The 23,682-nt window shown below is 74.3% G+C and carries 13 protein-coding genes; 9 read left to right on the forward strand and 4 right to left on the reverse strand.

Translation table 11 applies throughout. The features are described 5' to 3' along the window. Positions 1-353 precede the first annotated feature (353 nt). Together CXR44_RS36130 and CXR44_RS36135 are read left to right on the forward strand one after the other, a co-directional pair. Positions 354-2,744 carry an ATP-binding cassette domain-containing protein gene (locus CXR44_RS36130; RefSeq protein WP_101790629.1) on the forward strand — a complete coding sequence of 797 codons (2,391 nt, stop codon included), beginning with the start codon at positions 354-356 and terminating at the stop codon, positions 2,742-2,744. A 278-nt stretch (positions 2,745-3,022) separates the two neighbouring features. After that, the gene (locus CXR44_RS36135) at positions 3,023-3,436 is read left to right on the forward strand and encodes a VOC family protein (RefSeq protein ID WP_101790630.1); all 414 of its coding nucleotides are present in this window, start codon (positions 3,023-3,025) and stop codon (positions 3,434-3,436) included. Positions 3,437-3,659: 223 nt separating this feature from the next. On the opposite strand, the gene CXR44_RS36140 is transcribed toward CXR44_RS36135, so the two are convergent. After that, on the reverse strand, positions 3,660-4,274 hold the full coding sequence (locus CXR44_RS36140; protein WP_144070212.1) for a hypothetical protein: 615 nt from the start codon (positions 4,272-4,274) through the stop codon (positions 3,660-3,662). An 86-nt stretch (positions 4,275-4,360) separates the two neighbouring features. On the opposite strand from CXR44_RS36140, the gene CXR44_RS41440 reads away from it, so the two are divergent. Continuing rightward, a complete protein-coding gene (locus tag CXR44_RS41440; RefSeq protein WP_245899856.1) occupies positions 4,361-4,792 on the forward strand; it encodes an ankyrin repeat domain-containing protein in 432 nt (143 codons plus the stop codon). Next, the gene (locus tag CXR44_RS41445; protein WP_245899858.1) at positions 4,771-5,322 is read left to right on the forward strand and encodes a DUF6461 domain-containing protein; all 552 of its coding nucleotides are present in this window, start codon (positions 4,771-4,773) and stop codon (positions 5,320-5,322) included. Before CXR44_RS41440 ends, CXR44_RS41445 begins: the two co-directional genes overlap by 22 nt. Positions 5,323-5,372: 50 nt before the next feature. On the opposite strand, the gene CXR44_RS36150 is transcribed toward CXR44_RS41445, so the two are convergent. From CXR44_RS36150 to CXR44_RS36160, 3 genes are read right to left on the reverse strand one after another with little or no spacing between them, the layout of a single operon-like run. Beyond that, complete coding sequence (locus CXR44_RS36150; RefSeq protein ID WP_101790632.1) at positions 5,373-6,449, reverse strand: saccharopine dehydrogenase NADP-binding domain-containing protein; 1,077 nt, start codon at positions 6,447-6,449, stop codon at positions 5,373-5,375. Continuing rightward, on the reverse strand, positions 6,446-8,392 hold the full coding sequence (locus CXR44_RS36155) for a condensation domain-containing protein (protein ID WP_101790633.1): 1,947 nt from the start codon (positions 8,390-8,392) through the stop codon (positions 6,446-6,448). Before CXR44_RS36155 ends, CXR44_RS36150 begins: the two co-directional genes overlap by 4 nt. A 21-nt stretch (positions 8,393-8,413) precedes the next feature. Beyond that, entirely contained in the window at positions 8,414-9,532 is a 1,119-nt protein-coding gene (locus tag CXR44_RS36160) for a class I SAM-dependent methyltransferase (RefSeq protein ID WP_101790634.1), read from the reverse strand. A 114-nt stretch (positions 9,533-9,646) separates the two neighbouring features. Between CXR44_RS36160 and CXR44_RS36165 the strand changes: the two genes are divergently transcribed. Genes CXR44_RS36165 through CXR44_RS36185 form a run of 5 tightly spaced genes read left to right on the forward strand, consistent with a single transcriptional unit; the run spans position 9,647 to position 23,672 of the window. Next, complete coding sequence (locus CXR44_RS36165; RefSeq protein WP_101790635.1) at positions 9,647-13,660, forward strand: non-ribosomal peptide synthetase; 4,014 nt, start codon at positions 9,647-9,649, stop codon at positions 13,658-13,660. Then, positions 13,657-20,343, forward strand: a complete 6,687-nt coding sequence (locus CXR44_RS36170; RefSeq protein WP_101790636.1) for a type I polyketide synthase — start codon at positions 13,657-13,659, stop codon at positions 20,341-20,343. The genes CXR44_RS36165 and CXR44_RS36170 overlap by 4 nt, the downstream gene beginning before the upstream one ends. A gap of 11 nt (positions 20,344-20,354) precedes the next feature. Further along, positions 20,355-21,893 (forward strand): ABC transporter substrate-binding protein, encoded by a 1,539-nt coding sequence (locus CXR44_RS36175; protein WP_101790637.1) that lies wholly within the window; start codon positions 20,355-20,357, stop codon positions 21,891-21,893. Between the two features lie 58 nt (positions 21,894-21,951). Continuing rightward, complete coding sequence (locus CXR44_RS36180; protein ID WP_245899860.1) at positions 21,952-22,875, forward strand: ABC transporter permease; 924 nt, start codon at positions 21,952-21,954, stop codon at positions 22,873-22,875. Then, complete coding sequence (locus tag CXR44_RS36185) at positions 22,872-23,672, forward strand: ABC transporter permease subunit (RefSeq protein WP_101790638.1); 801 nt, start codon at positions 22,872-22,874, stop codon at positions 23,670-23,672. Before CXR44_RS36180 ends, CXR44_RS36185 begins: the two co-directional genes overlap by 4 nt. The last annotated feature ends 10 nt before the right edge of the window (positions 23,673-23,682 follow it).

Below are 23,682 nucleotides of genomic sequence, written 5' to 3' on the forward strand. Positions count from 1 at the left end.
GCAGCCGGTCCGTTCCTCAGCGGTTGAAGCTCAGCGCCGTCTTTCGTGCGCGTACGAGGTCGAAGTCTCAAACAGGCGTTCTACGATACGGTTGAGGCGATGACTTCGACTCCCCATGGCCGCCCCGATCCACGGGCCGCCTGGCGTCGAGGGCCGGTCTCGCTGCCCAGGGCCCTCGGTGCCACTGGCATGCAGGCCCGCACCGACATGACCCCCAAACTGGGATAAATCCCCTCAACGCCCTGCCCCACGTCGCCTTCGGCCGTTCCCGCCGGGCGATCCCCATGCCATGACCCACGTACTGCTCGAAGCCGGTCGTCCAGCCATGACCCGCCTCTTTCGATGGAGACACGATGAGCATTGCCACCACGACGGAGACGCAGCCGTCCGCGCCGCACGTCGCCGACAGCCATGACCTGATCCGCGTGCAGGGCGCGCGCGAGAACAACCTCAAGGACGTCAGCGTCGAGCTGCCGAAGCGCCGGCTGACGGTGTTCACCGGCGTCTCCGGCTCGGGCAAGAGCTCGCTGGTGTTCGGCACGATCGCCGCGGAGTCGCAGCGGATGATCAACGAGACCTACAGCGCCTTCGTACAGGGCTTCATGCCGACGCTGTCCCGGCCCGAGGTCGACGTGCTCGAAGGGCTGACGACGGCGATCATCATCGACCAGGAGCGGATGGGCGCCAACCCCCGATCCACGGTCGGCACCGTCACCGACGCCAACGCGATGCTGCGCATCCTGTTCAGCCGGCTCGGGCAGCCGCACATCGGCTCGCCCCAGGCGTTCTCCTTCAACGTCGCCTCGATCAGCGGGACGGGCGCGGTCGCGATCGAGCGCGCCGGCAAGACCGTGAAGGAACGGCGCGACTTCGCCATCACCGGCGGCATGTGCGCGCGCTGCGAGGGCATGGGCCGGGTCTCCGACATCGATCTGACCCAGCTCTACGACGACTCCAAGTCGCTGAACGAGGGCGCGCTCACGATCCCCGGCTACAGCATGGACGGCTGGTACGGCCGGATCTTCAGCGGCTGCGGGCTCTTCGACCCGGACAAGCCGATCCGCGACTTCACCGAGGCCGAACTCCACGACCTGCTGCACAAGGAGCCGACCAAGATCAAGGTCGAGGGCATCAACCTGACGTACGAGGGACTGATCCCGAAGCTCCAGAAGTCGATGCTGTCGAAGGACAAGGAGGCGCTGCAGCCGCACATCCGTGCCTTCGTGGAGCGGGCGGTGACCTTCACCGCCTGCCCCGAGTGCGGCGGCACCCGGCTCAACGAGGTGACCCGGTCGTCGAAGATCAGGGGGATCAGCATCGCCGACGCCTGCGCGATGCAGATCAGCGACCTGGCCGACTGGGTCGGCGGCCTGGACGAGCCGTCGGTGGCGCCGCTGCTCGCCAAGCTGCGGCACACCCTGGAGTCCTTCGTGGAGATCGGCCTGGGCTATCTCAGCCTGGAGCGGCCGTCGGGCACGCTGTCGGGCGGCGAGGCGCAGCGGGTCAAGATGATCCGCCACCTCGGCTCCTCGCTCACCGACGTCACCTACGTCTTCGACGAGCCCACCGTGGGCCTGCACCCCCACGACATCCAGCGGATGAACAACCTGCTGCTGCGGCTGCGCGACAAGGGCAACACGGTGCTCGTCGTGGAGCACAAGCCGGAGCTGATCGCCATCGCCGACCACATCGTCGACCTCGGTCCCGGCGCCGGCACGGCGGGCGGCAGCATCTGCTACGAGGGCACCGTCGAGGGGCTGCGGTCCAGCGGCACCATCACCGGCCGCCACCTCGACGACCGGGCCGCCGTCAAGGACACGGTGCGCAAGCCCACCGGGACACTGGAGGTCCGCGGCGCGACGGCGAACAACCTTCGCGACGTCGACGTCGACATCCCCCTCGGCGTGCTCGTCGTCGTCACCGGTGTCGCCGGCTCCGGCAAGAGCTCTCTGATCCACGGCTCGGTGTCGGGCCGCGACGGGGTGGTGGCGATCGACCAGGGCGCGATCCGCGGCTCGCGACGGAGCAACCCGGCGACCTACACCGGACTGCTCGACCCGATCCGCAAGGCGTTCGCGAAGGCCAACGGGGTGAAGCCGGCGCTGTTCAGCGCCAACTCCGAAGGCGCCTGCCCCGGCTGCAACGGCGCCGGCGTCATCTACACCGACCTGGCGATGATGGCCGGTGTCGCCACCACGTGCGAGGAGTGCGAGGGCAAGCGGTTCCAGGCGTCCGTGCTGGACTACCACCTCGGCGGCCGCGACATCAGCGAGGTGCTCGCCATGTCGGTGACCGAGGCCGAGGAGTTCTTCGGCTCCGGGCCGGCGCGCACGCCGGCCGCCCATGCCATCCTCGGCCGGCTCGCCGACGTCGGGCTCGGCTACCTCAGCCTCGGCCAGCCGCTCACCACGCTGTCCGGCGGCGAGCGGCAGCGGCTCAAGCTGGCCACCCACATGGCCGAGAAGGGCGGCGTCTACGTCCTCGACGAGCCGACGACCGGCCTGCACCTCGCCGACGTCGAGCAACTGCTCGGCCTGCTCGACCGGCTCGTCGAGTCCGGCAAGTCGGTCATCGTCATCGAGCACCACCAGGCGGTCATGGCGCACGCCGACTGGATCATCGACCTCGGTCCCGGCGCCGGCCACGACGGCGGCCGGATCGTCTTCGAGGGCACACCCGCCGACCTCGTCGCCGCCCGCTCCACCCTCACCGGCGAGCACCTCGCGGCGTACGTCGGCGCCTGACCGAGGCCATCGGGCGCGAGCAGCGCCCCGGCATCATCCGCCCAGCGGACACCCCGGCACGCCACACGGCGCGCCGCAGGAACCACCGATGACACCTGCCGGCGAAGGCCCCACGCGACCAACGCGTGGGGCCTTCGCGTCTCGGCAGGCGCCGGGAATGCCGCCCGGGGCACGGCGCAGCCGTCCCAACCGGTCACGAATGAAGAAGCGCCGGCCACGGGGCCGTTCGTAGGGTGAGGCACATGGGCATCGCCCCTCGAACACAAGGAGAAAAAGGCATGAAAGCGCACGTGAGCTCGATCCTCCTCGGCGTCCGCGACCTCGACCGGGCCAAGCAGTTCTACACGGAGGGCCTCGGCTGGAAGATCCAGAACGACTTCGGCATCTCGGTGTTCTTCGAGTCGGACGGAGCCTCGCCCGTCGGCTTCTACGGCCGCGACGGCCTGGCCGACCAGGTGGGCACGAGCCCGGAAGGCAGCGGCTTCAGCGGGCTGGTCCTCACCTACGTCGTGCGGAGCGAGGCGCGGGTCGACGAGATCCTCGCGGAGGCCGAGAAGGCCGGCGCCACGATCCTCAAGCCCGGCGGGCCTCTGCCGTGGGGCGGGTACGGCGGCAGCTTCGCGGACCCGGACGGCTACATCTGGAGCCTCGGCTACAGCGCCCAGGGAACGGACCAGCCCTACGCCGAGTAGCACCCGAGGCGGCCCCTGGCGAGCGCGGGTGACCCGACCACGGCCGGGAACGCCGACCGGCCCCTGCCGGGCAGACGTTCCCCCGCATGACCGGCACCACCGGTACCGAGGAGCAGGGCCGGCAGACGGAACGCCGCACGACCCGGCCAGTGCGCCGAGAGTCGTCTGACAGGATCGCGTGGACCCTCGTAGGCGCGTGCCGCCGCGCGATCAAGGAGGATGCCTAGGAACGATCGGCCGTTTCCTCTGGATCGGGCTCTCCGCTCCCCGACGGCCTCCAGCGGGCCACGACTCCCACGGCCAGCAGAACGGCCGCACTGCTGTAGCCGAGTACGGGGAGAAGATGCCACAGCAGCCATGGAAGCCGCCCGGCCCAGCCCGCGCAGTCGAGCAGCCTGACGTACGAGAGCGCGAGAAACACCCAGTCGAGCGCGACAACCAGCATGATCGAAACAGCCAGCGTCCCCACCGCCGTACCGAGTCGCCGCCCGGCCCAGGCGGCGAACGCGCCTGACAACAGAGCGCTCATGGAGGGCAGAGCGTTGAGAACCAGGGCCTGCTCGAACGTGGACGTCACGGGTGCGCGCAGCCGCTCCCACGTCTCCTCCACATCGGACCGCAGCTCGTCCGGACTGAGCGACAGCGGGCCGCCACACGCCACGCTCCCATCACCGGCAACGAACGTCGGCAGCCATAAGGACAGGAAACTCAGCACGCACACCGTCAGTGCGGCCAGCCACCACCGCAGATAACGCCACCGAAGCATGCCGTCATTGTCCACCGCTGCTTCGATGCGGACCCCGGCGGGAAAGGTTGCAGGCGTTTCGGAGGGCGCCATCCTCTCCGGCATCGGCTGCGGTCCGATCTGTCGGACTCGTCCGCCATGATCGGCGTTCCCCTGTTCGTGTGTCGCGAAGGAGCGCCATGGTCGTCAACGACGGATCCGGATGGGCCGGCTTCGGCTGGAACGACTGGACGGACCTCAGCCTGGTCCGCGCCCGGCTCGACGCGGGAGCCGATCCGAACGCAGGACTGTTCGTCCACGGACGGCCGCTCCACGCGGCGGCCGCGATCGGTTCGCCCGAGGTGGTCGCCGAACTCGTGCGGCGCGTCGACGACGTCGACGCCGAGCACGAAGGCCGCACCGCCCTCTGGGAGGCCGTCTACAACAACCGCCCCGACAATGCCCGCGCCCTGGTCTCCGCCGGAGCGGACCCGTGGCGGCCGATGATGAACGGGTGGTCGCCCGGACGGCTCGGCCTGGCCACCCCCACCCTGACCTCTTCGCCGTTCCCGACGGCGAGGCGGGCCTGTCCCCTGCCGAGGCCGCGGCCGTGGCGGAGGCCAGACACCTGATCGCCACGCTGGAGCGCTTCGACGACGACGGCTTCAGCGTCGCCTGCGTGGCCGGCGTCACCGCGGCCGAGGCGGCCCGGCGGCTGGAGGCCGTACCGGCCCATGACGTGGACATCGAAGAACTCATCGAGGACCCTTGGGCGGACGATGACGTGAGCATGGCTGTCGTCGGCGTCACCGAGGTGCCCGGCGGATGCGTGGTCGTCCAATCGTGGGGATACGACGCCGCCCGTAACGGCGTCATCGAGCGCCTGTCCGTGGGCGCCGTCTGTTACGCGCTGTACGCCAACCCGAAGAGCGGCGACCAGGGAGCCGTCGCCCGGGGCGGCACCATCGAGGAGTGGGACACCCACCCCGGCGGCGGCATCGTCTCCGCCGACGAACCGACCGAGGACATCCTCACCACCTACCTCTACCACGACGAAGCGGTGGCCTACTGCTTCGCCGGGGCGGGTCTGCGGCCGACCGCCCCCCGATCGATCAGCCGCCAGGCCGACATGTGGCTCAGGCTGCCCCAGCACCTGCTCTGAGAGACGCCGGGACCAGGGCCGGCCGCGTTCTCCGGGACCGGGACCAGCGCTCACAGGACGGTGAGCTGGTCGACCAGCGGGTCGTCGTGGAGCGCGGCCGCGGTGGCGTCCGGGTCCAACGCCTCGGCCGCCAGATGGACGCCCTCCGGCACCGAGCCGGTCAGGACCGCGCGGGTGGCGAGGGCCGTCACCACTCCGCTCAGCGCGTAGGAGTCCACGGCCGTGAGCAGCACGCGCGTGGGGCCGGGCGGGGCGCCCGGATGGGGCCGGGCGGTGAACAGCATGACGTAGAAGGCTCCGAAGTCGGCGCGGTCGAGCCGGGAGGCGCGCGTCACGGCGTCAGCGCGGTGGGCCAGCGCGGCGGGGTCGGTGTCCGCCACCTCCGCCCAGACGGAGGCGAGGGCGTCCGGAAGGCGGTTGGAGACGAAGACGTTGTAGGAGCGCACCTCGTCCGCGCCGGTGTCCACGGCGAGCGTCTGCGCTTCGGTGGTGAGGTACGGCCAGGCGTGCACCGGTACGGGGAACCCGGGCAGCCGGACCCCGTGCAGCGGCCCGAGAGTGTTGGGCACGATCCGGCCCTCCCGCCAGGCCGCCATCGGCACCCCGAACTTCGGTCCTCTGGTGAGCAGCGCGTCGACCGCGGACAGCGGGGTGAACACGGCCGCGCCGCCCACGTAGACGTCGAGGCGACGCAGCCGGCGGCCGTCGGCCAGGAGCCTTGGCAGCAGCCCCGACAGGCCGGGCATGACCCCGGCGGAGAACACCGCGATCCGGCTGCCACGGTCCGTGTCCCGGCTGCTGAGCGCGTCCTTGGCGGCCAGTTCCCCGCCTATGTCGACGTAGTCGGCGCCGGCGGCGAAGGCGGCGCGCGCCACGGTGTCCAGCACCTGGTAGGTGGGGCCCGCGCAGTTGACCACGACGCGGCACCCGCTGCAGAAGGCGGCCAGTTCGGCCGGGTCGTTCAGGTCCACGCGTACCGCGTGGGCCGGGCCGGGCAGCGCGGCGGCGACCGCGGTCGCACGCGAGAGGTCCCTGCCGCCGACGCGCAGCGGTCCGAGTCCGTAGGCCGCGATGCGGTGGGCGGCCGTGCGGCCGACGGCGCCCGTGCCGCCGAGCAGCCCGATCATCGCTGGTCGCCCAGGCGGGAGCGGACGGCGAGCGCCACTCCGGCCACCGTCGGATCGGCCAGGAACTCGCGCACCGGCACCGGCGTGCCCACCTCCTTGGCGAGCCGCACGACCGCCCGCACCGCGAGCAGGGAGTCCCCTCCGAGGCCGAAGAAGTCGGCGCCGCGGTCGAGCACGGGCACCTCCAGGAGCTCCTCGAAGACGTCGGCGACGGCCTGCTCCAGTTCGTCGGCGGGTGGCCCTTCCTGGTGGCGGACCGCCGGCTCGGGCAGCAGGCCGAGCCGCAACCCGCCGTCCTCCTGGCCGGGGTCCGCGGCTTCGGCCAGCCCCGGCACCCGGTCCCAACCGGAGCCGTCGGCGAGGGTGTCGACCAGCGCCGTGAACTCGGCGAACGCCGCCGTCACCTGATCCGCTTCGAAGAGCTCGTCGACCAGCGAGAAGACGGCGCCCATCTCCGGACCCAGCTCGAAGCAGCGGACCTCGATCGCGACCTGCGGGGTGCGGAGCTGGTGGAAGTAGTCGGTGGCGACCACCCGGCCGAGCGGTCCGGCGTCCTCGGGCGGCCGGCCGCCCATGGCGGCGTCGACGCCGAGCACGCTCTGGAACACCACGGGCCCGACCGGCCGCCGGCTGCCGCGGCGGCGGGCCAGCTCGCGCCCGACCTCCACGCCCGTGACCAGGTTGTGGGCGGCGTGCTCGCCCGAGGTGGCCTGCACGGCGGTGGCGAGCTCGGCGAACGTGGCCGCGGGGTCGAGGTCCAGGGGAAGCAGCATGGTGGCGGCGAAGGCGCCCACGACGCGCTGCACGTCAGGGTGCAGGGGCAGGCGGTTCAGCTGCAGCGAGTTCAGCAACATCCGGCGGTGGCCGGCCCAGCGGGCCAGCACCACGCCGAACGCGGTCAGCATGGCGGTCGACGGCGTGACGCCCCTGCTGGTGCACTGCTGCCGGAGCGCCGCCCAGCGGTCCGCGCTCCAGCGGTGCTCGCGGTTGCCCATCGTGATCGGCCGAACCTCCTGGGGGTCGGCGGCGAGCGGGAGCGCGGGCGGCCCGGGCAGCGCGTCGAGGCGGGACCACCACCAGTCCCGGTCGGCCTGCCACGTCTCGGTGGCGGGCAGTTCGGCGAGCGACGTGACGTAGTCGCCGAAGTGGATCTCAAGCGGGGGCAGGGCGGCGTTCCAGTCGGCGACGTGGGTGAGCAGGTCGCGGCTGAGCACGCTGGACGACCAACCGTCGAAGATCAGCAGGCTCAGGCCCAGGTGGAGCCGCCCTTCGCCGCCGGGAAGCAGGGTGAGGCGGAGGTCCAGGCCGGGGCCGCGAGTGGGGTCGGGACCCCTGGTGCTCATCTCATGCCGCACGTCGCGCAGCGCGGCGGCGATCTCCTCGGCGCTCGCCTCGCGCAGGTCGTGCACCCGCACCTGGGGCACCGCGCCGGGGGCGGCCACGGGCAGCACGTGCTGGCGCCCGTCGGAGGTGACGCGGGCGCGCAGGGTGGGCTGGTGGACGGCCAGCCGTTCGACGGCGTCCGCCAGGGCGTCGGCGGCTTCGTCGCCGTCGACGCCGGTCAGCGCGTAGTCGAGGTAGTAGTGGGCGGAGTCGTACGACAGCTCCCAGCCGTCCTGCTGGCCGACGAAATAGCCCTGCTGCAGGGGAAGCAGGGGGAACTCCGCGTGAGGGTCGGGGCGCGGGGTCACCTTGATCGGCAGCGCCCGGGCCGTCGGCTCGCCGGACGCGCGCCGCCGTACGAGCTCCGCCAGCTCGCCCAGCGTGGTCTCCACCCGCACGTCCGACAGGGCGAGCGCGACGCCGAGCCGCTTGCGCACCAGCGCTGACATGCGGACCGCGAGAACCGAGTCGCCGCCCAGGCGCAGGAAACCGACATCATGCGGGATCTCGTCGGGCGGCAGGTCGAGCAGCTCCGACCAGATGCCGGCCAGCTCTTTCATGGGACTCCCATCGTCAGGTGATCAGCGGGTGGCGACGAACAGGCGCTGCGACAGCGCGGTCAGCGGGTCCTCGCGGCGGGGCAGGTCCACCTCGACGCGCAGCCCGCTGCGTTCGAGCGCGCCGAGCCACTCCTCGCGACGGAGGTAGGTGCGGGTGGTGCCCGCGCGGCCGTCGTGCCGCTCCGGCGGGCCGTCGCCCTCGCGCGGTGACAGGGCGAACGGCATCGAGGTGAGCGACTGGGGGTGTTCGCGGACCGTCTCGACGAGGAGCACCCGCCCGCCCGGGGCCAGCAGCGCCGCGACCTGGTCGAGCATGCGGCCGACGTGCGGGGCGTTGTGCGCCATGGTCGCCGCGACGACCAGGTCCAGCTCTCCTGGCTGGTCCGGCAGGTCGCGCGCGATGTCGAGGAGCGCGTAACGGAGGAAGCCCGCCTCGAACCGGCGCCGGGCGGTGTCGAGGAAGAACGGCGAGAGATCGGTGAACAGGTAGAACGCGACGGGCCGCGCGGCGAGCACCGGCAGCAGGTCCGCCGTGGTGGCGCCGATGCCCGCCCCCAGTTCCAGGATGCGCAGCGGCGCGGTCGCGCGCCCGGCCGCCTCCCTGACCACCTCCGCGGCGGCGGCGTTGAGGTAGCGGCTGATCACGTTGTCGCGGTAGACGGCGTCGGCGGTGGCGGGCTCGCCGTCGGGGTACAGCAGCGCCTGCACGCCGATCTCGTCGCGCAGCAGGCCGGGCAGGAGCCGCAGCGAGCGCAGCATCATCTCGGCCAGCTCCGGGGGGTAGCCGAGCGCCGTCCGGGCCGCCTCCATGCGGGCGCGGGCGGCGGCCAGCTCGGCCCGGCGCGGGGCGCGCAGGTCGTGGTAGCGGCCTGCGGGGTCCCGGCTCACGAGGCCGGCCTCGTGGAGGGCGGCGAGCCAGTGCCCGGCGATCCAGCGGTGCCGGCGCGCCGCTTCCAGGTCGTCCGCGACCGCGCCCGGCTCGTGCGCCCCGGCCCCGTTCAACCGGGTACGGCGGCGCAGGTCGTCCGCGATGCCGAGCAGGACCAGGCGGTCGAGGTCGGCGACGGCCTCGGCCGCGCCGCCGGTTCCGGCGATCGCTGCGTGCCCGGCGCGGTCCGCTCGCTCGTTCAGGGACGACATGAGGCGAGATGCTACGAAACAACGGTAATCATTTTCAAGATCTGGACAAGGGTTGCGGCGCCGTGTAGGAATGAAAACCGTTTCCAAGAAGCTGTTCCGTGGAAGGGGTCTCCCTTGGGTTCCGCCACCGTCGAAGAAGTGCTCGCATGCCTGGCCGACGTGCTGGAACTCCGGCCGCAGGACCTGGACCCCGACGTTCCGCTCACCGCTCTCGGCCTGGAGTCGTTCACCGCCGTCCGCCTGCGGCGGCGGCTGCGCGAGGAGACCGACCTCGACCTCCCGCTGACCGCCTTCCTCGGAACGGCCACCGCGCGCACGGTCGCGGCCGGGGCCGTGCCGGAGGAGCCGGGCGGCGCCGGGGAGGAGCCCTTCCCGCTCACTCCCATCCAGGCCGCCTACCTGGTCGGCCGGGATCCGGTCTTCCCCCTGGGCGGGGTGGCCACCTTCTACTACGTCGAGTACGACCGCGTGCCCGAGGACTCCGCCGAGGCCGACCTCGACCGGCTGGAGAGTGCCTGGAACCGGCTGGTGCGGCGGCACCCCATGATGCGTATGATCGTCGACTCCGATGCCCGGCAGCGCGTTCTGGACGACGTGCCCGACTACGCCATCGCCCGCGTCGACCTGCGCGACCTGACGCCCGAAGCCGTCGAGGAGGCCCTGCGCGCGCTGCGGGCCGCATGCTCGCACCAGGTGCGCCCGGCGGACCGCTGGCCGCTGTTCGACCTGCGTGCCGCGTTGCTGCCCGACGGCCGCATCCGGCTGTTCGTCGGCGTGGACGTCCTGGCACTCGACCTCATGAGCTGGATGCGGCTGATGAGGGAGTGGGGCCTGTACGTGGCCGACCCCGGACTGCAGCTGCCGGCGCCGCCGCTGGGCTTCGCCGATCTCGTACGGCGCCGCCTGGAGGACCCCGGCGAGCGGCGGCGGCGCGAGGTGGACGCCGCCTACTGGGCGCGCCGCGCACCCGGACTGCCCGACGGGCCCGCGCTGCCGTGGACCCGCGGCCCGGCCGAGCTGGGGACACCGCGCTTCACCCGGCACGCGGCCGAGCTGTCCGCTGAGGAGTGGACCCGGCTCCGCAAGCAGGGCGCGGCGCACGGATTGAGCCCGACCGGTCTGCTGCTGGCCGCCTTCGGCCTGGTGCTCCAGCGGTGGGGCGCCCGCGACTCCTTCTGCCTGAACACCACCCTGTTCGACCGCGATGACCTCGCACTCGGCGACGACACCCCGGGGTTGGACAGCGTCGTCGGCGACTTCACGAGCACCGTCCTGGTGGAGATTCCCGCCGCCGACCCCGGACGCTGGTACGGCTTCGCGGGGTACGCCGCGGCCGTCAACCGGCAGTTCTGGGCCGACCTCGACCACCGCGCGGTCTCGGGCATGGAGGCGCTGCGCTCGGCGATCGAGTCGGGAGAGCGCCCCCGGGTGACCGACCAGGCCACCGGGCTGCCCGTGCCCACCCACACCGTGGTGTTCACCAGCGGGGTGGGGCTCGCCGGTCCGGGTGAGGCGCCCGCCGCCTGGCTCGGCACCGAGGTGTTCGGTGTCTCCCAGACGCCGCAGGTGCTGCTCGACCACATCGTCCGGGACGAGGACGGCAGGCTCCGCATCGCCTGGGACGCGGTGGACGGCGCGCTCCCCGACGGATTCGTCGACGGCATGCTGGCCGCGCACGTCCGCCTGCTCCGGCGGCTGGCCACCGAACCCGAGCTGTGGACCGACCCCGCGCTCGGCTGGGACCCGTCCTTCCAACGGGACGAGGACGTGCCCGGCGGCGCGTTCGACGGGGCCGGGCCGCTGCTGGACGACCCGTTGCGCGCCGCCGCCGAGCGCGATCCGGCCGCGCCCGCCCTGCTCGATCCGGCCTCCGAGGTGTCCGCGGCGGAGCTGGCCGATCGGGTGGCGCGCACCGGGCGGGCGCTCGCCGCGCTCGGCCTCGGGCCGGGCGACCTGGTGGCGGTGGCCGCCGACAAGGGCACGGCGCAGGTCACGGCGCTGCTCGGAGTGCTCGCGAGCGGCGCCGGCTACGTGCCCGTCGAGCCGTCCTGGCCCGCGAGCAGGGTGGCCTCACTGTGCGCGCAGGCGTCCATCCGCCACGCGCTGCTGGCCGCGGAGGCGGACGCCGGGCCGTGGCCCGAGCAGGTGACCGTCCACCGGCTGGATGCCGCGGGGGTGCCGGACCTTCCCGCACCGCCTGAAGCCGCGCTCCGGCGTCCCGCCCCCGACGACCTCGCGTACGTGATCTTCACATCGGGTTCGACCGGGAAGCCCAAGGGCGTGGCCATCGAGCACCGCGCGGCCCGCACCACCTTGGACGACCTGGCCGAACGGTTCCCGCTCAGCTCCGACGACCGCGTGCTCGCCCTGTCGGCGTTCAGCTTCGACCTGTCGGTCTACGACATCTTCTCGGTGCTCGGTTCCGGCGGCGCGGTGGTGCTGCCCGAGGCCCGCCGCCAGCGCGACCCGGGTCACTGGCTGGAGCTGATGGCCCGCCACCGCGTCACCGTGTGGAACACCGCTCCCGCCCTGCTGGAGATGCTGGTCGAGTACGCCGAGCTGGAGCCCGGCACGGTGCGCCGCGCGCTGTCGTCGCTGCGGCTGGTGTTCCTGTCGGCGGACTGGATCCCCGTGACCCTGCCCGACCGGCTGCGCTCCCTGGCCCCGCAGGCCGAGGTGGTGAGCCTGGGCGGGGCGACTGAGGCGTCCATCTGGTCCGTCTGCCACCCCGTCGGCGAGGTGGACCCCTCCTGGGCGAGCATCCCGTACGGCAGGGCGCTGCGCGGCCAGTCGTTCCACATCCTCGACGAGGACGGCAGGCCGTGCCTGGTCGGGGAGCCCGGCGAGCTGCACATCGGCGGCGACGGGCTGGCCACCTGCTACGTCGGGGACCCGGCGCAGACGGCCGAGCGCTTCGTCACGCATCCGATCCTGCGCCGCCGCCTCTACCGCACCGGTGACCTGGGCCGCTGGCGGTACGACGGGACGATCGAGTTCCTCGGCCGGCTGGACCGGCAGGTCAAGATCCGTGGACACCGGATCGAGCTCGGTGAGATCGAGGCCACACTGGACCGGCTTCCCTCGGTGCGGCAGGCGGTGGCGCGCGCGGTGCGCGGCCCCGATGAGCGGCCCAGGCTGGTCTGCTACGTGGTGCCCGCCGAGCCGTCGGACCCGCCGGCCGACGACGAGCTGGCCGACGCGCTCCGGGCGCACCTGCCGGCGTTCATGGTGCCCAACCGCTTCGTCCTCATGGACAGCCTGCCGATCACGGACAACGGCAAGATCGACTATCGGCGGCTCGCCAACCCGTACCAGCGGGCGGACGGGCCCGCGCAGGCGGTCGCTCCTGGCACGCCCGCCGCGGGGGTGACGGGCGCCGTCCACAGGCCCGAGGCCGTGACCGACGGCTCCGGGGCGGAGCAGCGCAGCACCGTCCAGGCCGCGCCGGGCGGGCAGACCTTCACCACCGCGGTGACGCGCGGGCTGCGTCTCAGCCTCACCGTGTCAGCCGACGGGGTGATGCGGCTGGTGGTGGAGGGCGGAACGGACGCTACGGAGACACCGTCACCCTCGCCGACGCCGCCGGCCGCAGGGTCGCTCGTGACCGATGCCCCCGTGTCGTCCCCTCCCACGGCCCAGGAACCGGTGCGCGGCACGGCGGCCGCCCCGGTCCCGGCAGCGGGAGCCGTGCCGGCGGCCGTCCCGGTGCCCGCAGCGGGAGCCGTGCCGGCGGCCGGACCCGATCCGCAGGTGGAGCGGGCCGTGGCGAGGGTGTTCAGCGAACTGCTCAAGACACCGGTCGACGTCACGACGCCGTTCTTCAAGCTGGGCGCGTCGTCGCTGACCGTCGTGCTGGCGCACCGCGCCCTGCGCGCCGAACTCGACGAAGGGCTGACAGTGGTCGACATGTTCGCCCGGCCCACCGTCAGGGAACTGGCGACCTTCATCACCTCCCGCAGGGAGGCGTCCACCGGCATCCCCGCCCACGGGACCGGCACCGCGACCTCGCCGCCGTCCGGTCCGCCACCGGAGCCCGGCAGGCACCAGGCACCGGAACCCGATCCCGCCGCCGGGCGCGTCGCCGCGCGCCGAGCGGCCCGGGCGCGCGCCGCGGAGCTGGCCGGATGAGCGCCGTGCCCGATGCCACCGCCGCCTTGCTCCCGGCCGTCCCGGCGGACGAGCCGGGAACGATCGCCGTCGTCGGCCTGGCCTGCCGGTATCCCGGCGCGCCGGACGCCGGCGCCTACTGGGAGCTGCTTCGTGACGGCCGCGAAGGGCTGACCAGGTTCACCGACCGGGAACTGGCCGCCCGTGGGGTGCCCAGGCGGCTGCGCGCGCACCCGCGTTTCGTCCCGGCAGGCGGCCTCATCGAGGGTCAGGCGGACTTCGACCCCGAACCGTTCGGGCTCGGCGACGCGGAAGCCGCCCTCCTGGACCCGCAGCAGCGGTTGTTCCTCGAATGCGCCTGGCACGCGCTTGAGCACGCCGGGCACGGCGGCGGGCGGGGCGCGGGCTCGGTGGGCGTGTTCGCCGGGGCGATGCAGAGCGCGTACCTGGCCGGTAATCTCGCCGGTCGATGGGATCCGACAGGCGCCGGACCGGACCCGCTCGGCAGCCTGCAGACCGCGATCGCCACCCAGGCCGACTACCTTCCGCTGCAGACCGCCTACCGGCTCGACCTCGACGGCCCGGCCGTCGCGGTGGCGACCAGCTGCTCGACGTCGCTGGTCGCGGTGCACCTGGCCGCGCAGTCGCTGCTGTCCGGCGAGTGCGACACCGCGCTGGCGGGCGGGGTGTCACTGATCGTCCCGCAGGGCCAGGGATACGTCCACGTCGCCGACGGCGTGTACTCCGCGGACGGGACGGTGAGGCCGTTCAGTGCCGACGGCACCGGCATCGTCTACACGCAGGGAGTGGGCGTGGTCGTGCTGCGCCGCCTGGCCGACGCCCTGGCCGACGGCGATCCCGTGCTGGCCGTCCTGCACGGGTCGGCGGTGAACAACGACGGCGCCGACAAGGCGGGGTTCACCGCGCCGTCCGTCCGCGGCCAGGCCCGGGCGGTGGCCGAGGCGCTGGCGGTGGCCGGTGTGTCGCCGCGCGAGATCGGCCTCGTCGAGGCGCACGGCACGGCCACGCCGCTGGGAGACCCCATCGAGGTGTCCGCGCTGCGCCGCGTGTTCGGAGACACCGGCCCGGCGTGGTGCGGGCTGGGGTCGGTGAAGGGCAACATCGGGCACGCGAACTCAGCCGCCGGGATCGCCTCGTTCATCAAGGCCGTGCTGGCCCTGCACCACCAGGTGCTGCCTGCGACGCTGCACGCGCATCCGCTCAACCCGCTGCTCGGCCTCGACGGCTCACCGTTCGAGGTGATCGCGAAGACCCGGGACTGGGACACGCCTCCGCTCGCCGGCGTCAGCTCGTTCGGCATCGGCGGGACCAACTGCCACGCCGTGCTCGGGCCGGCCCCCCGGCGGTCGCCGAGCCTCCCCGACCCGCGACCCCAGCTGCTGGTCGTCTCGGCCGCCACCCCGGAGGCGGCGACCGCCACGGCCCGCGCTCTCGCGTCGGGCACGGGACGGCCCCACGCGGCGGACGACCCGGACGGTCCGGCGCCGGACGAGGCCGATCTGGCCTACACGCTGGCGGTGGGGCGCTCCGAGCTGGCCTTTCGGATGGCGGGCGTGGGCACGGCGCGGCTGGCTTCGGCGACACCGGTCAGAGCGGCCGCGGCACCTCCACGCGTGGTGTTCGCCTTCCCGGGCGCGGGCAGCCCGTACCCGGGGATGGGGGCGGGCCTCTACCGCGACGAGCGGGTCTTCGCCGCGGCCGTCGACGAGTGCGCCGGCCTGCTGCGCCTGCTGCTCGGCGCGGACATCCGCGACGCCATGGACCCGGCGACCCCCGAGGCTCGGCTTCGCGACGTCGCGTTCGGGCTGCCCGCGCTCTTCGCCGTGTCGCTCGGGGTCGCGCGGCTGCTCCTGTCATGGGGCGTCCGGCCCGACGCCCTGGTCGGGCACAGCCTTGGGGAGTGCACGGCCGCGGTGGTGAGCGGCGCGCTGCCCCTGCCGGAGGCCGCCAGGGTGGTCGCCGCCCGGTGCGCGGCGGCCTCGCGCGCCGCCGGCGGCGGCGGGATGCTCGCCGTGCCCCTCGGCGAGGACCGGGTGCGGGAGCTGCTGTCGCGCCATCCGGAGCTCGCTCTCGCCGCGGTGAACGCGCCGGACGCGTGCGTGGTGTCCGGCCCCGCGCCGGCCGTCGACCGCCTGGCGCACGAGCTGCGCGAACGTCGTGTGGCGGGCACGGCCTTGCGCGTGGACGCGGCGATGCATTCGCCTCTGATGGAGCCGGAGCTGCCCGGCCTGGAGGCGGCACTGGCCGGCCTGACCGGCGGCGCGCCCGCCGTACCGGTGTTCAGCACGGTCACCGGAGCCTCGATCGGCGCGGAGCTGGCGCAACCGGCGCACTGGAGGCGCCAGCTTCGCGACCCGGTGCGCTTCGCCCAGGCCCTGCGTACAGCCCTCGCCCCGGAGGACACCGGCGTGCGGGAGACCGTTCTCGTCGAGGTGGGCCCCGGGACGACCCTGTCCGCCCTGGCCCGCAGGAACGCCGTGCCGGGCCTGCGGTCCGTCGTGGCCACGCTCGGACCGGACGAGCCCGGCCGCACCGGCGTCCTCGAGGCGGCCGGGGCGCTGTGGGCGCACGGCGTGCCTGTGGACCTGGCCGCGCTGTCGGCGGCAGGCAGGCGCCGGGTGCACGCGCCCGGGTACGCGTTCCGGCGGCGACGCCTGTGGATCGACCCTCCGGCGTCGTCCGAGCCGAGCGCGAGCGCGGACGTCGACGCGGACGAGCCCCTGCAGCTTCCCGGCTGGCACCAGGTCCTGCCCGCCGAGCCGGTTGCCGCACCGGACGGCCGCTGGGCCGTGATCGGGACGGGCGGCTTGGCCGACGCGCTCCGCGCCGCGCTGGGAGCGGATGACCTCGCGCCGGCAGGGGAGCCCCTGTCCGGGTTGGTCGTCGTGGTGGACGCGAACGCCGTATCGGCACGCGACGTCACGGGCGACGGCGACCCGGCGGGCGTCGCCGACGCCGTCACGGCCGCGGTGACCGGGTTCGGCGAGGCCGCGGCCGTGGCGGCCGGGCAGGTAGGACAGCCGGCCCTGATGCTGGTGACGCGACACGGCGAGCAGGTGGGCGGTGACCCGCCGCCCGACCCGGTCATGGCGGCGGTCCGGGTGCTTCCCCGCGTGCTCGGTCAGGAACAGCCGGGCCTGCGCTGGGCGACGGTGGACCTGGGGTCGCGGGGCGACCCCCGTGCCGAGGCGCGCGACGTGCTGCGCGAGCTCGGCGCGCTGGCCACCGGTGAGGAGGCCGGGAGCGAGACGGCGCTGCGCGGCGCCACCAGATGGCGGCGCCGGATGACGCCGTGGCAACCGGGCGACACCGGCGGACACGCCGCGCCGCCCGGCACGGCACCGACCGGCCGCGGAGCGCAGGCGCCGGGGACCGGCACGGTACTGATCACCGGTGGGCTGGGGGCGGTGGGGCAGCTGTTCGCGCGGCACCTGGCGGGGCGCGGGCACCGCGTCGTGGTCACCTCGCGCACGGCGGCGCGCAGCGTGACCTCGCTCGCCGAGGCGGGTGTGGAGATCCGCCTCTGCGACGCGGGCGACGCCGTAGCGACCTCGGCTCTCCTTGAGGAGCTCGCCGCGGACGGCCCGATCGAGCTCGTCGTGCACGCGGCGGGCGTGGTCGCGGGCGCGCGGCTGGACCCGCTGCGCGCGCTCGACGCCGAACAGGTCGCCGAACACGCCCGCGCCAAGGTCGCGGGCGCGACGGCGCTCCGCGAGGCGATCGCAGGACTGCCCGAGGAGCGCCGCCCCGCGACGGTGCTGCTCATGTCCTCCGTGACGACTCTCCTGGGCGGGGTGGGCATGGGGCCCTACGCGGCGGCCAACGCCGCGATGGACGCTCTGGCGCTCGCCGCCCCCTCCCCGACCCGCTGGGTCAGTGCCATCTGGGACGGATGGCGGGTGGCCGCCGGCGACACCGAGGCGACGGTGGTGCTCGCCGACGCGCTGGACGCCGCCACCGGCACCAGGGCGCTGGACCGGCTGCTGGCCGCCCGCGCCTCAGGCGGCCTGCCTCCCGCTGTCGTGGTCGCCGCGACCGACGTCAACCCGCGGATCGCCGCGGCCGGACGGCCCCGGCAGGTCACGGCCGCCGGCGAGGCCGCACGGCTGAACCCTGTCGAGCGGACGGTGGCCGGGTTGTGGTCGGACCTGTTCGGCGTCCCCGTGACCGACCCCGGCGCCGACTTCTTCGCACTGGGTGGCCATTCCCTGCTGGGCGTGCGGATGCTGGCCGCGCTGCGCGAACGGTTCGGTGTCCAGCCGGGGATGCGTGACCTGCTGGGTTCCCCCACGGTGGCGGGAGTCGCCGAGCTGGTCGAGTCGGCGCGGCTCCGGGCATCCATACCGGACCAGAACAAACCGTCCGAGAACACACCGGGCGAGCACACACCAGGCGAGAACACGTCGCCCGAGGACGCCGTCGCCCCCGACGGCACCTTCGCGATGACCCGGGTGCAGCACGCCTACTGGATCGGGCGCGACGGCGGCTATCGCTGGGGCGACCTGCCCTGCCACTTCTTCCTCGAGTACGACTGCCCGGATCTCGACCTCGACCGCTACGAGCGGGCCTGGAACCAGGTCCTCGCCCGGCACTCCATGCTGCGCGCCGTGGCCACGCCCGAGGGTCGGTTCCGCGTGCTGGCGAACCTGCCGCGCTACCGGGTCCGGGTGCACGACCTGACCTCCACGACGGAGGAACGCCGGGCGGAGCGGCTCGCGCTGCTGAGGGAGCGGCTGTCGACCAGGCCGGGGCCGCCCGACCGGTGGCCGCTGGTGCAGATCCAGGCGGCCCGGCTGCCGGGAGGCGGGGTGCGGCTGTTCATCGGGGTCGACGTGCTCATCTGCGACGCGGCCAGCTGGTGGATCATCGAGTCGGAGCTGCGCGCCCTCTACCGGGACCCGGACGCCGTGCTGCCGCCGCTCGACCTGCACCCGGCGAGCTGCGTGGCGGCGCTGGAGCGGCGGCAGGACGACCGCGCCGCGCACTACTGGCGGGAGCGGCTCGACACCCTCCCCGGCCCGCCCGACCTGCCCGTCGGCGACCCCGCCGGAGCCCCGCCCCGGTTCGTCCGGCGGGCCGTGCGGCTGGGCCGCGACGAGTGGGCCGCGCTGCGGGCGGCGGCCGCGCGACACCGGGTCACGCCGGCGGCGGTGCTGCTCACCGTCTACACCGACGTGCTGGCCCGCTGGGCCGGGTCGGCCGGGTTCAGCGTGACGCTGACCCTCTTCGACCGCCCGCCCATCCACCCGCACGTGAACCGCGTCGTCGGCGACTTCACCTCCCTGCTGCTGCACGAGGTCCCCGCCGAGCAGGCGGCCACCTTCGCCGGGCGGGCCGCCGCCACCCAGGCTCGGATGTTCGCCGACCTGGACCACCGCGGGTTCTCCGCCCTGGACGTGCTCGCCGAGCAGGCCGCCCGGACGGGCCGGGTGCGGCCGGTACCGGTGGTGTTCACCAGCGCGCTCGGGCTGGCCGACCTGGTGGAGGGGGGAGGCCACCTGGAGTGGGCCGGCGAGCAGGTGTACGCGGTGTCGCAGACGCCGCAGACCTGGCTCGACCACCAGGTCCTCGAACATGACGGCGAGCTGCGGCTGCAGTGGGACGCGCTGGACGGCGTCCTGCCGGCCGGCGAACTGGAGGCCGTGATCGCCGAGCACGCGGCCCGGGTCCGGCAGCTGGCCGCCGAACCGGACACCTGGACCCGGCCCGACCCCCGCGGCTCCACGGCCCGCTCCACCGGCCGGGCGGCGCCGGCCGTACCGGCCTCCCGAGGAGTCGCGCCGGACGGTCCGGCACGCGACATCGTGCTGCCGTTGCGCGCCGAGCCGGGCACGTCCACCCGCCCCACCCTGTACCTCGCCCACCCGTCAGGCGGCGACGTGCTCTGCTACGCGGAGCTGTCGAGGCTGATCGACCCCCGCGTGGACGTCGTGGCACTCGCCGACCCGGAACTGTCGGGCGCGGCCGGGCCGGGCCCCGAGACCGTCGAGGGGATCGCCGAGCAGTACCTGAAGGCGATCGACGCGTCCGGCGGCCCCGGCCCGGGCCCCTGGCTGATCGGCGGCTGGTCGATGGGCGGCGCCGTGGCCCAGGAGATGGCCAGGCAGCTGCGCGCCGGGGGGCGGCCCGCCGAGCTGCTGGTGATGCTCGACTCCAACGATCCGGCGCTGATCCGCGAGGTGCCCGGCCACGACCCGGCCGAGGTCGAGTGGCAGGTGGCGGTACGGCACCTGCACGCTCTGGAGGCCTATCTCGGCATCGACCTGGACAGCGGCGACACGCTGGCCGCCGTCCCCGGGGAGCGGCGGCTGGCCGCGGTCGCCGACCGCCTGCGCGAGCACCGGCTGCTGGGCCGGGGCGAGGACCTGGCGGGGCGGCTGGCCGTGTTCGCCAGGCACCTGCGGGCGCTCGCGGCCCACACCCCGCGGCCCCTGGCCGATCCGGACCTGGCCACGTTGCTGATCCGCGCCGACCGGCCTTCGCCGCGCAACTCCGGCATCGGGATGGGCGTCGACGACACCCCGCCCGGCCGGGACGACCTCGGCTGGGGGCGCTACCTGGCCGGTCCTGTCCACGCCGTCGGGGTCGACGCCCACCACTACGGCATGCTCCACCACCCGGTGCTGCCCGCCGTGGCCCGGCTGATCAACGCCGCGCTCGACAGGGCGCTGGCGCGACATTGAGAAAGGCTGCCATGCACTTCCTGTTCCGCCCCTCGGCGGCGGTCACCCTCGCGGTCACCCTTCTCGCGGGCTGCTCCGGCACCGCGCCGGTGACGACCGGCTCGCGGGCGTCCGGCGCGGACCCGGCGTCCGGCACCGTCCGCTACGCCGCGCCGGGATCCCCGTCGAACGCCGTGACGGACCCGCACGGCATGCTGCCGGGCGAGAGCGACGTGGTGCGGATGGCCCTGACCTACGACGTCCTCACGCTCCCGGGCGCCGACGGCTCGACCCGGCCGCGGCTCGCGACCGCCTGGCAGCCCGACGCGTCCCTGACCAGGTGGCGGATCACCATCCGCGACGACGCGACGTTCTCCGACGGCCGCCCCGTCAAGGCGGCCGACGCGCTCTTCTCCCTGCGCCGGATGGGGAGGAAGGCGGCGGAGAACTTCGGCCGCATGGCGATGTTCGACCTCGACAGGTCCAAGGTGATCGACGACACCGGCTTCGAGCTGGTGACCAGGAAGCCGTACGCGGAGGTCGGCAAGGCCCTGGAAGGCGCCACCTTCGTCGTCCCCGAGGGCAGCGACGACTTCGGCAAGCCGGTCGCCGGGTCGGGCCCGTTCCGCCCGACCGGCAAGGGCGGTGCACAAGCGGTGCTGTTCGAGCGGAACGACGACTGGTGGGGGCCCAAGCCGCCGGCCAAGGCCATCGAGGTGCGCGCCGTGCCCGACCCGCAGGCCCGCGCCCAGGCGCTGCTCTCCGGCCAGGTGGACCTGGCCGGCGGGGTCCCGGCCACGCTGGTGAGGCAGCACGAGGACAACAGCGCGGTCCGGGTCGTCCGCAGGCCGGGAGCGACGCTGTATCCGCTGGTCATGCGGATGGACGCCGAACCCTTCGACGACCGGAGGGTGCGGGAGGCCGTACGGCTGGCCCTGGACCGCAAGCAACTCCTCGACACCGTCTTCCTCGGCTACGGCGAGCTCGGCAACGACCTCATCACCCCCAAGGACCCGTCGAGCCCGGCGGACCTGCCCCAGCGGGTGCGCGACGTCACCCGCGCCAAGGCCCTGATGGCCGAGGCCGGGCTCGCGGGCGGCATCGACCTCACGTTGCACAGCACCACCGCCTACCCGGGCATGGACACCGCCGCGACGCTGATCTCGCAGCAGCTCGCCGACATCGGGATCCGGGCCGAGGTGCGGCTGGAGCCGCCGGACACCTACTTCTCCGCCGTCTACGCGCGCAAGCCCTTCTACCTCGGCTATCTGGGCGGCATCCCGTTCCTGGACGTGGTCAGGGTGACGCTCACGGCCGGTTCCCCCACGAACGAGACCGCGTGGCGGGACCGGGCCTGGTCCGCCGACCTGGACCGGGCCCTGGCGGAGCCGGACGAGGCCGAGCGGCGCTCTCGTCTCGGCGAGCTGCAGGCGCGGCTCCGCGACCATGGCGGGTACGCGGTCTGGGCCCTCAGCGACCGGCTCGACCTGGCCAGGGCCGGGCTCAGCGGCATCCCCGAGGGGATCGGCTTCGCCGCTGCCTTCATCGACCAGGTGAGGCTGGACGGCTGAGGTGCGCCGGCTCCCGCGCGGCCGCGCCACGGCGGTGCCTCGTCCGGCCCGTGCCCTGGTGAGGAGCGGGCTGCTGCTGGCCGCAGCCTCCGCAGTGATCTTCCTGTGCACGGCGGCGTTGCCCGGGGACGCCGCCGACGTCCTCGGCGGGCGGGCCGCGCCCGAGGACGTCGCGCGGCTACGTGCGGAGCACGGGCTGGACCGCGCCCCGCACGTCCGATACCTCGACTGGCTGTCCGGGATGCTGACCGGCGAGCCGGGCGTCTCCCTCATCACCGGGCGGCCGGTCGCGGAGCTGATCGCGCAGCGCGCCCCGGTGACGCTCTTTCTGGCCATGGCCGCGCTGGCGGTCAGCGTTCCGCTCATGGCGGCCCTGGCCTGGGCGGCCGTGCGCGGTCCCCGGCGGTTGCGGCCCGTGGTGAACGCCGTGGTGGTGGCCGGCGCGGCGCTGCCCCAGGCGGTCGTGGTGGCGGCGCTGGTCGCCTCGCTGTCGGCCGCATGGCGGCTGTTCCCGCCGGTGTCGATGCTGCCGGCCGGAGTGCCCCCGTGGCAGCGGCCGGACCTGCTGGCGCTGCCCGTGCTCTCGCTCGCGCTGCCGACCGCCGCCTACGGCACCGTCCTGCTGCGCGGGGCGGTCGCGGACGTGGTGGCCCGGCCGTACGTGCGCGACGCCGAGCTCCGTGGACTGCGACCGGTCACGGTCCTGCTGAGGTACGTGCTGCCGGTGGTGGCGGCGCCCGCCACGCGCCTGCTCGCCGTGGTCCTGGGCGGGCTGGTCGCGGGTACGGCTGTGGCCGAGACCATGTTCGGCGTGGCGGGGCTGGGCGAACTGCTCGTCACGGCCGTCGCGACGCGGGACGTCCCCGTGGTTCAGGCCGTCGCGCTGCTCGCTGCGGCCGTGGTGGTGGCCGGGATGCTCGCCGCCGACCTGGTGGCGCCGTCGGCCGATCCGCGTACCGGCCTGAAGGCGGCCGGTTCATGACGGTCGTGAGGCGCTCCGGCGTGCTGATCCTGGCCGCCGCGACCGGTGCCGTCCTCCTGGCCGCCCTCGGCGGTGAGGCGCTGACCGGCGGCGACCCGGTCAGGACCGCCACCACCTCATGGGCGGGACCCGCGCCCGGGCTGCCGCTCGGGGCCGACGGGCTGGGCCGGGACGTGCTCGCCAGGGTCCTGGCCGGCGGTCGCGACCTGACGCTGATCTCGCTGGCCGCCGCGGGGACGGCCACGCTTCTCGGCGTGGCGGGCGGGCTGTGGACGGGGTGGAGCCGCGGCCGGTCAGCCCGTGCCGTCGCCGCGTCGGCCGACCTGCTGCTGGCCCTTCCCCTGCTGCTGGTGGCACTGCTGGCGGTGGTGGCGGTGCCCGGCCCCGCTGCGGTGATCGTCGGCACCGTGCTCGGCGGGACGCCGCTGACGCTGCGCGTGGTGGCCGACGCGACGGCGGGGGCCGGGCGCACGGGATACGTCGAGGCGGCGCTGTCCCGTGGCGAGCGCGCACCTGCCGTACTGCTGCGCGAGGTGCTGCCCGCGCACGCCGCGCTCGTCGGCGCGGACTTCGGGCAGCGCCTCGTGCTGGCCGTGCAGCTCACCGCCGCGCTCAACGTCCTCGGCTTCGGACCGCCGCCCCCCGCTCCCGACTGGGCGGCCATGCTCCGCGAGAACCTGCAAGGTCTCGGGCTCAACCCCGCCGCGGCGATCGCTCCCGCCCTCGCCCTGACGGTCCTGTCGGGCGCCGTCGCCGCCCTCTCCCACGCGCTCTCGTCCCGGGGCGGCGGCTCGTGAGCCCGGGAGA

The sequence above is a fragment of the Nonomuraea indica genome (assembly GCF_002850745.1).
Classification (GTDB): Bacteria; Actinomycetota; Actinomycetes; order Streptosporangiales; family Streptosporangiaceae; genus Nonomuraea; species Nonomuraea indica.

Excerpts from the sequence above, each read along its gene's own strand:
- CXR44_RS36130 (WP_101790629.1), top strand. The coding sequence starts at position 354 with ATGAGCATTGCCACCACGACGGAGACGCAGCCGTCCGCGCCGCACGTC.
- CXR44_RS36135 (WP_101790630.1), top strand. The coding sequence starts at position 3,023 with ATGAAAGCGCACGTGAGCTCGATCCTCCTCGGCGTCCGCGACCTCGAC.
- CXR44_RS36140 (WP_144070212.1), bottom strand. The coding sequence starts at position 4,274 with ATGGCGCCCTCCGAAACGCCTGCAACCTTTCCCGCCGGGGTCCGCATC.
- CXR44_RS41440 (WP_245899856.1), top strand. The coding sequence starts at position 4,361 with ATGGTCGTCAACGACGGATCCGGATGGGCCGGCTTCGGCTGGAACGAC.
- CXR44_RS36150 (WP_101790632.1), bottom strand. The coding sequence starts at position 6,449 with ATGATCGGGCTGCTCGGCGGCACGGGCGCCGTCGGCCGCACGGCCGCC.
- CXR44_RS36155 (WP_101790633.1), bottom strand. The coding sequence starts at position 8,392 with ATGAAAGAGCTGGCCGGCATCTGGTCGGAGCTGCTCGACCTGCCGCCC.
- CXR44_RS36160 (WP_101790634.1), bottom strand. The coding sequence starts at position 9,532 with ATGTCGTCCCTGAACGAGCGAGCGGACCGCGCCGGGCACGCAGCGATC.
- CXR44_RS36170 (WP_101790636.1), top strand. The coding sequence starts at position 13,657 with ATGAGCGCCGTGCCCGATGCCACCGCCGCCTTGCTCCCGGCCGTCCCG.
- CXR44_RS36175 (WP_101790637.1), top strand. The coding sequence starts at position 20,355 with ATGCACTTCCTGTTCCGCCCCTCGGCGGCGGTCACCCTCGCGGTCACC.
- CXR44_RS36185 (WP_101790638.1), top strand. The coding sequence starts at position 22,872 with ATGACGGTCGTGAGGCGCTCCGGCGTGCTGATCCTGGCCGCCGCGACC.